This is a genomic window from Streptomyces rhizosphaerihabitans (assembly GCF_025399795.1).
GTDB lineage: Bacteria > Actinomycetota > Actinomycetes > Streptomycetales > Streptomycetaceae > Streptomyces > Streptomyces rhizosphaerihabitans.
Window position 1 is genome coordinate 122487 of the sequence record NZ_JAODTZ010000008.1, and the last position, 12451, is coordinate 134937.

Below are 12451 nucleotides of genomic sequence, written 5' to 3' on the forward strand. Positions count from 1 at the left end.
GACTAACTTCCTTTGAAGTAAAGGTAGTTGGGCGATCCCATGCCAGTACGTGACTTGTCGGCGCGCATGGGCCTGCCAAGTGGGCCATGTTTCGAAGAGGTCTCAACTCACCTGTACGAGGGATGCGCGCCACGGCGTGAGCCACCGGCGCATGCGGGGGCTGTCGACGCGCCCCCTTTTCGTACGACTTCGTACGAGGAAGGCTGCCGGGTGGTGCGACGCCGATGGCCGAGTCCGGCGTACGCGGATGATCACCCCGCCGGACACGAGGTGGTGTCCGGTTGTCCACAGGCCATTCGCAGCGGCGCCGAATCCTCATAAGGTGAGAAGCATTGGTAGCCGGTGGTGGTCATGAGCCGCTGGTGGTCGCGAGGAGGACTGCGGTGAGCGAGACGAACCCCAAGCTGCGTGCGGAGCTGGCGGGTATCCCCACCTACAAGCCCGGCAAGCCTGCCGCGGCCGGTGCCGTGGCGTACAAGCTGTCCTCCAACGAGAACCCGTATCCGCCGCTGCCCGGTGTGATCGAGAGCGTCACGGCGGCGACCGGGTCGTTCAACCGTTACCCGGACATGGCGTGCACCGGGCTGATGAACGAGCTGGCGGACCGGTTCGGCGTCCCGGTCTCCCACCTGGCGACCGGCACCGGCTCGGTCGGTGTCGCGCAGTCGCTGCTGCAGGCCACGAGCGGTCCCGGTGACGAGGTCATCTACGCCTGGCGGTCCTTCGAGGCGTACCCGATCATCACGCAGATCAGCGGGGCGACCTCGGTGAAGGTGCCGCTGACCCCGGGCGAGGTGCACGACCTGGACGCGATGGCCGACGCCGTCACCGACCGGACCCGGCTGATTTTCCTCTGCAACCCGAACAATCCGACCGGCACCGTGGTGCGCCGGGCCGAGCTGGAGCGGTTCCTGGACCGGGTGCCGAGCGATGTGCTGGTCGTCCTGGACGAGGCGTACCGCGAGTTCATCCGTGACGTCGAGGTGCCGGACGGTGTGGCGATCTACCGTGACCGGCCCAATGTCTGTGTGCTGCGCACCTTCTCCAAGGCGTACGGGCTGGCCGGTCTCCGGGTCGGCTTCGCGATCGCTCACGAGCCGGTGGCGGCGGCGCTGCGCAAGACGGCGGTGCCGTTCGGCGTGAGCCAGCTGGCCCAGGACGCCGCGGTGGCGAGCCTGCGTGCCGAGGACGAACTGCTCGGCCGGGTCGGCTCCCTGGTCTCCGAGCGCACCCGGGTGGTCGACACCCTGCGCGGTCAGGGCTGGACGGTGCCCGAGACGCAGGCCAACTTCGTGTGGCTGCGGCTGGGGGAGCGCACCCTGGACTTCGCCGCCCACTGCGAGCAGGCCGGCGTCGTCGTGCGTCCGTTCGCCGGCGAGGGCGTTCGCGTCACCATCGGTGAGACCGAGGCGAACGACATCTTCCTGAAGGCGACCGAGGGCTTCCACAAGGAGCTGTAGCCGTCCGGCGGAACAACTGCCCACCAGGCAATGCCTGTTCAACGGGCAATGCCTGCCCAACGGGCGGCGTCTGTCCGTCAGGCTGGGTGCTCGTCAGGCTGGACTGCTCATCGGGCCCCGTCTGTCCATCAGGCCGCGCCTGCCCATCGGGCGCGGCCGCCCGTCAGGTTGCGCCTGTTCACCGGGCAACGCCTCGGCCAGCCCGGTCAGCCCGGTCAGTCCGGCCGGGCCGGCCGACAGGCCGCCTGCGAGCCGTGCGAGGGCCCCGTACGCGTTCATCGCGCACGGGGCCCTCGGTATCGCGCGGTGCGATCGGGAGGAAGGCGGGGCGGGGACAGGATTGGACCCCGGAAACCACTCGCGCACCAGGGGCCACCGTTCCCTCCCGGTCGGGGCCCATCGGTCCCGCTTAGGGACCCCCCACCCCTCATCCCTCGAACGGGCATGCGTCATAATTGCTTGTGAATGTGAACGCGTTCACAAGCGTGTCCTGTTGCTCCCGTGATGTCTGCGATAAAGCGGGCAAACTGCCGCTGTGACCACGGCGACGTAAGGAGACTGACGACGTGGAATTGGCTTTGGCGCCGGAGACTCTGGCGCGATGGCAGTTCGGCATTATCACCGTCTACCACTTCTTCTTCGTCCCCCTGACGATCTCGCTCGCGGCGCTCGTCGCCGGCCTGCAGACGGCCTGGGTGCGTACGGAGAACCAGAAGTACCTCAGGGCCACCAAGTTCTGGGGCAAGCTCTTCCTGATCAACATCGCGATGGGCGTCGTCACCGGCATCGTCCAGGAATTCCAGTTCGGCATGAACTGGTCCGCCTACTCACGCTTCGTCGGCGACATCTTCGGTGCGCCGCTCGCCTTCGAGGCCCTGATCGCCTTCTTCTTCGAGTCCACCTTCATCGGGCTGTGGATCTTCGGCTGGGACAGGCTCCCGAAGAAGCTCCACCTCGCCTGCATCTGGATGGTCTCCATCGGCACCGTACTGTCGGCGTACTTCATCCTCGCGGCCAACTCGTGGATGCAGCACCCCGTCGGCTACCGGATCAACAAAGCGAAGGGGCGCGCGGAACTCACCGACTTCTGGCACGTGCTGACCCAGAACACCGCGCTCGCCCAGGCGTTTCACACCCTCACGGCGGCCTTCCTGACCGGCGGCGCCTTCATGGTGGGCATCGCCGCGATCCACCTGGCCCGCAAGCGGCACGTCGCCATCATGAAGACCTCGCTGCGGCTCGGCCTCGTCACCGTCGTCATCGCCGGTCTGCTCACCGCGATCAGCGGTGACACCCTCGGCAAGGTCATGTTCAAGCAGCAGCCGATGAAGATGGCCGCCGCCGAGGCGCTGTGGGACGGCCAGGAATCCGCACCCTTCTCGATCTTCGCGTACGGCGACGTCAGCAAGGGCCACAACACCGTCGAGCTGTCCATCCCCGGGATACTGTCGTTCCTCGCCAACGACGACTTCAACTCGTACGTCCCCGGCATCAACGACACGAACAAGGCCGAGCAGGCGAAGTACGGTCCGGGCGACTACCGCCCCATCATCCCGGTCACCTTCTGGGCGTTCCGCTGGATGATCGGCTTCGGCATGGCGTCCTTCGTGATCGGCGTGATCGGACTCTGGCTGACCCGCAAGAAGTTCATGCTGCCGCAGCACCTGAGGGTCGGCGAGGACGAGGCGCCGCATCTGGTCCTGTTCAAGAACAAGGCACTCGGCCCGACGCTCACCAAGTGGGGCTGGCGCATCGCCATCTGGACCCTGGCGTTCCCGCTGATCGCCAACTCCTGGGGCTGGATCTTCACCGAGATGGGCCGTCAGCCGTGGGTCGTGTACGGAGTTCTGCAGACCCGGTACGGGGTCTCCCCCACCGTCTCGCAGGGCGAGGTCATCACATCGATGACCGTCTACACGGCGATCTACGCGATCCTCGCCGTCATCGAGGTCAAGCTGCTCGCGAAGTACGTCAAGGCAGGGCCCCCCGAGCTCACCGAGTCCGACCTCAACCCGCCCACCAGGATCGGCGGCGACTCCAGTGACGCCGACAAGCCGATGGCCTTCTCCTACTAGGCTCAGGGAGCTGCTGAGTCATGGAACTTCACGACGTCTGGTTCGTCCTCATCGCGGTCCTCTGGATCGGCTACTTCTTCCTGGAGGGCTTTGATTTCGGAGTCGGCATCCTCACCAAGCTGCTGGCCCGCGACCGCGCCGAGAAGCGGGTGCTGATCAACACGATCGGTCCCGTGTGGGACGGCAACGAGGTGTGGCTGCTCACGGCGGGCGGTGCGACCTTCGCGGCCTTCCCCGAGTGGTACGCCACGCTCTTCTCGGGCTTCTATCTGCCCCTGCTGATCATCCTGGTCAGTCTGATCGTGCGCGGTGTCGCCTTCGAGTACCGGGCGAAGCGGCCCGAGGAGCACTGGCAGCGCAACTGGGAGACGGCGATCTTCTGGACCTCGCTGATCCCGGCGTTCCTGTGGGGTGTGGCCTTCGGCAACATCGTGCGCGGAGTGAAGATCGACCGGAACTTCGAGTACGTGGGCAACTTCTGGGACCTGCTCAACCCGTACGCGCTCCTCGGCGGCCTGGTCACGCTGACCCTGTTCACCTTCCACGGGACGGTGTTCGTCGGACTCAAGACGGTCGGGGACATCCGGATGCGGTCACGGAAGCTGGCGCTGCAACTCGGTCTGGCAACGGCCGTGGTGGCGCTGATCTTCCTGATCTGGACCCAGATCGACAACGGTGACGGCGCCTCACTGGTCGCGATGATCGTGGCCGTCGCCGCCCTCGTCGCAGCGCTGGCAGCGGTCAACGCCGGGCGGGAAGGCTGGGCCTTCATGCTCTCGGGGCTCACCATCGTGGCCGCCGTCGCGATGCTCTTCCTGTCGCTCTTCCCGGACGTCATGCCGTCATCGCTCAACGCGGACTGGAGCCTCACGGTCACCAACGCCTCGTCGAGCCACTACACCCTGAAGATCATGACCTGGTGTGCCGTGATCGCCACGCCGATCGTCCTGCTCTACCAGAGCTGGACCTACTGGGTGTTCCGCAAGCGCATCGGCACGCAGCACATCGCCGTGGACGTGTCGCACTGAATCCGACGTAGTGGCATGTTTCACGTGAAACATGCCTGATGAGCCAGGGGTGTGTTTCACGTGAAACCAATCGATCCGCGTCTGCTGCGGTACGCCCGAGCCACCCGCCTCTTCCTTGTGGCGGTCGTGGGGCTGGGTGTCGTCGGAGCGGCGCTGGTCATCGCCCAGGCGATGCTCATCGCCGAAGTGGTGGTCGGTGCCTTCCAGTACGGTTCTTCCGTCGTCGAACTCCGCACTCCTCTGCTGCTGCTGGCGGCCGTCGCGGCCGGGCGTGCCGTGGTGGCCTGGCTCACCGAGCTCGCCGCACACCGGGCGAGCGCCGCGGTCAAGTCGGAGTTGAGGGGCCGGCTGCTGGAGCGGGCCGTGTCCCTTGGGCCCGGGTGGCTCAGCGACCAGCGGACGGGCTCACTCGTCGCCCTCGCGACGCGGGGGGTCGACGCACTGGACGACTACTTCTCGCGCTATCTGCCGCAGCTGGGGCTCGCGGTGGTTGTCCCGGCGGCCGTACTGGCGCGGATCGTCACCGAGGACTGGGTGTCTGCGGCGATCATCGTCGGCACCCTGCCGCTGATCCCCTTGTTCATGGTGCTGATCGGCTGGGCCACGCGCAGCCAGATGGACCGCCAATGGCGGATGCTGTCCCGGCTGTCCGGACACTTCCTGGACGTCGTCGCGGGACTGCCCACGCTCAAGGTGTTCGGCCGGGCCAAGGCGCAGGCCGAGTCGATCCGGAAGATTACCGGCGAGTACCGGCAGGCGGCCATGCGGACGCTCCGGATCGCCTTCCTGTCGTCCTTCGCCCTGGAACTGCTCGCCACCATCTCGGTCGCACTGGTCGCGGTGACCATCGGAATGCGGCTCGTCCGTGGCGAGATGGACCTGTACGTGGGGCTCGTCATCCTTGTGCTGGCACCCGAGGCCTATCTGCCGTTGCGGCAGGTGGGGGCTCAGTACCACGCCGCCGCAGAGGGACTCGCGGCCGCCGAAGAGATTTTCGCGGTGCTGGAGACCCCGGCGCCGAGGTCCGGTTCGCTGTGCGTGCCCGCGGGGGAGATCGGCTTCGAGGGCGTGACCGTGCGGTACCCGGGGCGCTCCGCGGACGCGGTCTCGGACGTCTCCCTCACGGTCCACCCCGGTGAGACGGTGGCCCTGGTCGGACCCAGCGGCGTGGGCAAGTCGACGCTGCTGAACGTCCTGCTCGGGTTCGTCGAGCCCACTGCGGGCCGGGTCCGGGCCGGGGGAGTCGATCTCGCCGAGGCCGACCTCGCGGAGTGGCGTTCACGGATCGCGTGGGTGCCGCAACGGCCGCATCTGTACGCCGGATCCATCGCCGAGAACGTACGGCTGGCGCGACCCGGCGCGGACGACGCGGCGCTGCGCAGGGCCCTCGTCGACGCCGGCGCGGCCGGATTCGTCGACGCGCTGCCCGCCGGGGCCGGCACCGTCCTCGGTGAGGATGGCGCCGGACTGTCGGCCGGTCAGCGTCAGCGCCTCGCACTCGCCCGGGCGTTCCTCGCGGACCGGCCCGTGCTGCTGCTCGACGAGCCGACGGCCTCGCTCGACGGGGCCACCGAGGCCGAGGTCGTCGCGGCGGTGCGGCGGCTCGCCGTGGGGCGGACCGTGCTGCTGGTCGTGCACCGGCCGGCCTTGCTGGAAGTGGCGGACCGGGTGGTGCGTCTGGAAACCGCCGCGGCCGGCGACTCGCGGTCGGTGCTCGTGGCCGGCGTCGAGGTTTCCGGCCTCCCGCAGTCGGGCCGTACGCAGTCGCCCCGGGGAGTCGAGCCGGAAGGCGCGCCCCCGGCTGACGGCGAAGGGCTCGCCCCGGCGTCCCGGAGCCGGGGTGGCGTGCTCGCCCGCGTCCGGTCCATGGCGGTTCCCCGCCGTGGACCGCTCGCGCTCGCCCTGCTCCTGGGCAGCCTCGCGCTCGGGAGCGCCGTCGGCCTGATGGCGACCTCCGGGTGGCTCATCTCGCGGGCCTCCCAGCAGCCGCCGGTGTTCTATCTGATGGTGGCCGTGACAGCCACCCGGACGTTCGGAATCGGACGGGCCGTGTTCCGGTACGCGGAACGGCTCGTGTCGCACGACGCCGTGCTGCGGATGCTGGCCGACACGCGGGTCGCCGTCTACCGCCGTCTGGAACGGCTCGCACCCGCCGGGCTGCGGACCACCCGGCGCGGCGATCTGCTGTCGCGGCTCGTCGCCGACGTGGACACTCTCCAGGACTACTGGCTGCGGTGGCTGCTGCCGGCCGGAGCCGCGCTCCTGGTGTCCGCCGCCACCGTGGGGTTCACCGCCTGGCTGCTGCCCGAAGCCGGTGGCGTTCTCGCCGTCGGCCTGCTGGCGGCCGGTCTCGGCGTTCCCCTGGTGACCGGCGCCGTGGCGCGCCGCGCCGAGCGACGGCTGGCTCCCGCACGCGGCGTGCTGGCGACCGGGGTGGCCGATCTGCTCACGGGAACCGCCGAGTTGACCGTCGCGGGCGCGCTGCCCGCCCGTACCGCGGAGACGCGCCGGGCCGACGCCGTCCTCACCCGCATCGCCTCGCGAGCCGCCACCGCGACCGCGCTCGGCGACGGACTCACGGCACTCGTGTCCGGGCTCACCGTCACGGCCGCCGCTCTCGTGGGCGCTCAGGCGGTCGCCGCCGGGCGCCTGCACGGCGTGCTGATGGCCGTCGTGGTCCTCACTCCGCTTGCCGCCTTCGAGGCCGTCATGGGGCTGCCGCTCGCCGTCCAGCACCGGCAGCGGGTGCGCAAGAGCGCGGAGCGCGTGTACGAGGTACTGGACGCCGCCGATCCCGTACGCGAACCCGGGCAACCGCGGCCGACACCCGCGTCGCCGTTCCCGCTCCGTGTGGAGGGGCTCCGGACCCGGCACGCGGGACAGGACCGGGACGCGCTGGACGGACTCGATCTCACCCTCGAAGAGGGCCGCAGGATCGCCGTGGTCGGCACGTCCGGAGCCGGCAAGACGACACTCGCGCAGGTGCTGCTGAGGTTCCTGGACGCGGAAGCGGGGACGTACACGCTGGGAGGGGCGGACGCGTACGGGATGGACGGGGACGCGGTGCGCCGGCTGGTCGGGCTGTGCGCGCAGGACGCGCATCTCTTCGACAGCACCGTGCGCGAGAACCTGCTGCTCGCCCGCAAGGACGCGACCGAGGCCGCGGTGCGCGACGCGCTCGGGCGGGCCCGGCTCCTCGACTGGGTGGACGGGCTGCCCGACGGGCTCGACACCCTGATCGGCGAGCACGGGGCACGGCTGTCCGGCGGCCAGCGCCAGCGACTCGCGCTGGCCCGTGCGCTGCTCGCCGATTTCCCCGTGCTCGTTCTCGACGAACCGGCGGAACACCTCGACCTGCCGACGGCCGACGCGCTCACCGCCGATCTGCTGGCCGCGACGGAGGGCCGTACGACACTGCTGATCACGCACCGGCTGGCAGGACTCGACGCGGTGGACGAGGTGATCGTGCTGGCGGAGGGACATGTGGTCCAGCGCGGGGCGTTCGCGGAGCTGTCGGCGGTCGAGGGACCGCTGCGGGAGATGGTGGAACGGGAGACCGCGGGAGATCTGCTGGCGGGCGCGGTGGCGTACTGAGGGCCGTGCGGGCGGGTCGTGGGTGATGGGCGCGGTGGCGTGCTGAGCGCCGCGCGGGCACGGTACGGGCGGGTCGTGGCCGGGCCCGTGGGAGGTGGCGGGGTCCCGGACTCCGCCCTCCCCCCTGACTCGACTTTCCCTCGCAAAGGGGACTAATTAGGCTCAAGGAGTGTCAGTAGCGCCGACTTCTCCCGTCCCGGACGGCAACTCGGGTGCGGCGGCCCCGGCGGTCCGTGGCCTGGGAGGGCTGCCCGACGAGCTGGCCGCACGGGTGCCGCCCTTGCTGGCGGCCATGCGGTCGGTCGGATCGGGGCTGGAGCTGCATTCCACGCTGGACAGGATCTGCGAGACCGCGGCCGAGCTCACGGACGCGCGGTACGCGGCCCTCGGGGTCGTGGCCGAGAACGGGGAAGGACTCGCTGACTTCGTCCAGCACGGCGTCGACGAGGGGACCGCCCGACGGATCGGACGGATGCCCGACGGTCACAAGGGGCTGCTGGGGGCGCTCATCCGCGACCCCGATCCGGTGCGCCTCGTGAACCTGAGGGACGACCCGCGTTCATGCGGGTTCCCGGCCGGCCATCCGCCGATGCACAGCTTCCTCGGAGTGCCGATCCGGGTGCAGGGGGAGATCTTCGGGAACCTGTACCTCACGGAGAAGCGAGGCGGCGGGACGTTCGGCGGCGACGACCTCGACATGGTCCGGGTGCTGGCCACGGAGGCGGGTATCGCCATAGGCAATGCCCGCCTGTACGAGGCGGCGAAGCAGCGTGAGCGCTGGATCGACGGCTCGGTGGCGGTCACCACCGCGCTGCTGGCGGGCGGCGACGCCGAGGAGGCGTTGCAGGTCGTCGCCGAACAGGCCCGCCGGCTCTCCGGTTCCGCGGCCGGGATCGTGCTGCTGCCCGCCGAGGAGGGCGGCCTGGAGGTCGTCGCGGTGGCGGCGGAACACCCTTCGAAGGTGCTCGGCGTCGTCGTTCCGCCGGAGAGCGAGCTGGTCGCCGAACTCTGCGACGGGAAACCGGTGTTCTTGGAGGACGCGGCCGTCGACCCGCGTCTGCGTACGGATCTCACCCGCGCCTACGGGCCCGTCATGATGCTTCCCCTGCAGAGCGACGGCCGGGTCCTCGGCGCCCTCGTCACCCCGCGGACGCGCGAAGGACGCCCGTTCACGCAGACCGAGCGGACCCTCGCGACGCAGTTCGCCTCGCAGGCCGCGCTGGCGTTGATGATGGCCGAGGCCCAGCGCGACCGGGAACGGCTGGCGGTGTACGAGGACCGCGACCGGATCGCCCGTGACCTGCACGACCTGGTCATCCAGCGGCTCTTCGCCACCGGAATGATGCTGGAGAGCGCGCAGCGCCGGTCGAACGTGCCCGAGGTGCGGCGGGGCGTCGGCAAGGCGGTCGACGAACTCGACGTCACCATCCAGGAGATCCGCACCGCGATCTTCGCGCTCCGGCAGGGCCCCGACGAAGTGCCGTCCGGGCTGCGCACCCGCGTCCTGCGCGAGATCAACATGGCCGCCGTCCCCCTCGGTTTCCAGCCCGGACACCGCTTCACCGGACCCGTCGACACGCTGGTCGGCGAACTCACGGGCAAGAACCTCATCGCCGCGCTGCGTGAAGCCCTCTCCAACGCCTTCCGGCACGCGGGCTCCTCCCGCATCGAGGTCTTGGTCGATGCGAACGTCCTCCTGCCGGACGGGCGGCCGGGAGTGCGTCTCGCCGTCGCGGACGACGGCGTCGGCATCCCCGACGGCGGCCGGCGCAGCGGCCTGAAGAATCTCAAACGGCGTGCCGAGTCGCTGGGCGGCGCCAGTTGGTACGGGCCGGGTATCGGTGAGGGCGGAGGCGGTACGACGGTGGTGTGGCAGGTACCGCACTGAATTCCCCCGCGCAGCCGACCCGTTCGCCGAACGGCCCCGCCGGTACGGGGCCGTTCGGCGCTGCCGCTGGGCCATTCGTGACGTCCCGTCCCCCAGGTGTACGCCTTGAACAGGCCGGGGCCGAAAGCGCGGGCCACGATCGCTGTCATGCGCTCATCTCGTCGCCATCCCCTTTTCGTACCGGCGCTGTTGTGCGCGCTCGCGGTCCTCGCGGCCCGGCCGGCGGTGGCCGAGGGCGACGGCGACGGCGCGGACCTCGACATCAGTGCCCAGGTGGCGCGGCTGTACGAGGACGCCTCCGTGGCGACGGGGCAGTACGAGACGGGGCGGCAGGATGCCGAGGCGCAGCGTGGCCGGGCTGAGCGGGCTGAGCGGCTCCTCGTGCGGGAGCGTCAGGAGATCGCGGTCCTGCACGAGGACCTGGGCCGGATCGCGAGCGCCCAGTACCGGCAGGGCGGCGGGCTGCCGTACACGGCGCAGATCCTGTTCGCGAAGGACCCCGACGATCTGATGCGCGGTCAGCGTGCCGTGCGGCGAGCCGATCTGGCCGTCGTCAAAGCCGTCGCGAAGAGCCGGCGCGCCGAGGGCCGGCTCGCCGCGGACGAGGCGAAGGCCCGCTCCGAGTGGCAGGCGCTGGAGAAGCGGAAGGGGGAACTCGCCGAGATCAAGCGGACCATCGAGGCGAAACTCGACGAGGCGCGGTGGGCGCTGCAGAGCCGGGCGGACGTCTCGGTGGCGGCCGGTTCCTGCCGTGGGGCGGTCCGTCTCGACCAGCCGCCGGTGGACTCCACCCGGGCGTGGGTCGCGCCGGTGGAGACGTACGAACTTTCCGCGGGTTTCGGCAGCGGGGGCGAGCACTGGGCGCGCCGGCACACCGGGCAGGACTTCGCGGTGCCCATCGGCACCCCGGTGCGGGCGGTCGGGGAGGGCCGGGTGGTGAAGGTGTCCTGTGGCGGTGCCTTCGGCATCGAGATCGTGGTCGAGCACCCCGGCGGCTACTACACGCAGTACGCACATCTCGCGGCCGTCGCCGTCGACCAGGGGCAGCGGGTCTCGACCGGGGAGTGGATCGGGCAGTCGGGCACGAGCGGCAACTCGACCGGCCCGCATCTGCACTTCGAGGTGCGGGTGACACCGGAGACGGGATCGGCGATCGACCCGGTGCCGTGGCTGGCGGAGCACGGGGTCATTGTGTAGGCCCGGCGGCGGCGCACAGCGGCTGCGGTGGGGTGAAACCCGAACGACCCCCGTACGCCCGCGTCTCCCTCACGCCCGCTGTACGCCCGCTGTACGCCCGCGTCTCCCGCACGCCCGCTGCACGACCCCGTACGACTGCCGTACGGCCACCTCACGACCGCAGTGGGGACCGCCTCAGGACCGCAGTGCGAGCACCCCACGACTGCTGCGCGGACGCTGCGAAAGCCGATCGGCGGAACTGGGAAGCGAACGCCGCGGGGCCTCCGGCATGTTCGCCGGAGGCCCCGCGGTCGTGCTGCCGGGCGGTTACGAGCGGTCGGCCAGGATCCGCTCGATCACGACCGCCACCCCGTCCTCGTTGTTCGCGACCGTGCGCCCGGAGGCGGCGGCGATCACGGCGGGGTGGGCGTTGCCCATCGCGTACGACCGGCCGGCCCAGGTGAGCATCTCGACGTCGTTCGGCATGTCGCCGAAGGCCACGACCTCCTCGGGGGAGATACCGCGTTCGGCACAGCACAGCGCGAGGGTGCTGGCCTTGGAGATGCCGGGGCCGCTGATCTCCAGAAGGGCACTGGGGCTCGACCTGGTCACGTTGGCCCGGTCGCCGATGGCCGGGCGGGCGACGGTGAGGAAGTCGTCCGGGTCCATGTCCGGGTGGTACGCGAGCACCTTCAGCACCGGCTGATCGGCGTCCAGAGCATCCTCGGCGAGGAGTTTCTCGGCGGGCGCGACGATCTCCGGGGGCTCCATGTGCATGAGGGGGTAACCCGGTTCGAGATGGAGGCCGTACGTCCGCTCGACGGCACACACCGTGCCGGGGGCGGCGGAACGCAGCACCTGGATGACGTCCAGGGCGATGTCGGGCGTCAGTTCGCGGATCTTGACGAAGCGGTGGGCGCCGGGACCGCCGTGCAGGTCGACCACGGCGGCGCCGTTGCCGCAGATGGCCAGGCCGTGCCCGTGGACGTGGTCGCTGACGACGTCCATCCAGCGGGCCGGGCGGCCGGTGACGAAGAAGACCTCGATGCCGGCCTGTTCGGCGGCGGCGAGGGCGGCGATCGTGCGGTCGGACACCGATTTGTCGTCGCGCAACAAGGTGCCGTCGAGGTCCGTGGCGATCAGCCGGGGCGGGACGGTGGAGGCCGGAGTCTCGGGCCGGCGAGTCGCTGAGGTCACGTGCTCATTCTCCCGCATATATGCGCACGGCCG

The 12451-nt window shown here is 70.3% G+C and carries 7 protein-coding genes; 6 read left to right on the forward strand and 1 reads right to left on the reverse strand.

Translation table 11 applies throughout. From position 1 onward, the window contains the following. Window positions 1-383 precede the first annotated feature (383 nt). From hisC to N4G66_RS10705, 6 genes are all read left to right on the forward strand, one after another. The gene (gene hisC, locus N4G66_RS10680) at window positions 384-1460 is read left to right on the forward strand and encodes a histidinol-phosphate transaminase (RefSeq protein ID WP_261703776.1); all 1077 of its coding nucleotides are present in this window, start codon (window positions 384-386) and stop codon (window positions 1458-1460) included. A 566-nt stretch (window positions 1461-2026) separates the two neighbouring features. Next, the gene (locus tag N4G66_RS10685) at window positions 2027-3535 is read left to right on the forward strand and encodes a cytochrome ubiquinol oxidase subunit I (protein WP_261703777.1); all 1509 of its coding nucleotides are present in this window, start codon (window positions 2027-2029) and stop codon (window positions 3533-3535) included. A 20-nt stretch (window positions 3536-3555) separates the two neighbouring features. Further along, window positions 3556-4563, forward strand: a complete 1008-nt coding sequence (gene cydB / locus N4G66_RS10690; RefSeq protein WP_261703778.1) for a cytochrome d ubiquinol oxidase subunit II — start codon at window positions 3556-3558, stop codon at window positions 4561-4563. Between the two features lie 60 nt (window positions 4564-4623). Continuing rightward, complete coding sequence (gene cydD, locus N4G66_RS10695) at window positions 4624-8157, forward strand: thiol reductant ABC exporter subunit CydD (RefSeq protein ID WP_261703779.1); 3534 nt, start codon at window positions 4624-4626, stop codon at window positions 8155-8157. Window positions 8158-8326: 169 nt separating this feature from the next. Then, on the forward strand, window positions 8327-10045 hold the full coding sequence (locus N4G66_RS10700) for a GAF domain-containing sensor histidine kinase (protein WP_391858789.1): 1719 nt from the start codon (window positions 8327-8329) through the stop codon (window positions 10043-10045). A 147-nt stretch (window positions 10046-10192) separates the two neighbouring features. Further along, a complete protein-coding gene (locus N4G66_RS10705; protein ID WP_261703780.1) occupies window positions 10193-11242 on the forward strand; it encodes a M23 family metallopeptidase in 1050 nt (349 codons plus the stop codon). A 306-nt stretch (window positions 11243-11548) separates the two neighbouring features. Here the strand turns inward: N4G66_RS10705 and N4G66_RS10710 are convergent, their stop codons facing one another. Continuing rightward, entirely contained in the window at window positions 11549-12436 is an 888-nt protein-coding gene (locus N4G66_RS10710; protein ID WP_261703781.1) for a Cof-type HAD-IIB family hydrolase, read from the reverse strand. Window positions 12437-12451 lie beyond the last annotated feature (15 nt).

Excerpts from the sequence above, each read along its gene's own strand:
- cydB (WP_261703778.1), top strand. The coding sequence starts at position 3,556 with ATGGAACTTCACGACGTCTGGTTCGTCCTCATCGCGGTCCTCTGGATC.
- N4G66_RS10705 (WP_261703780.1), top strand. The coding sequence starts at position 10,193 with ATGCGCTCATCTCGTCGCCATCCCCTTTTCGTACCGGCGCTGTTGTGC.
- N4G66_RS10710 (WP_261703781.1), bottom strand. The coding sequence starts at position 12,436 with ATGCGGGAGAATGAGCACGTGACCTCAGCGACTCGCCGGCCCGAGACT.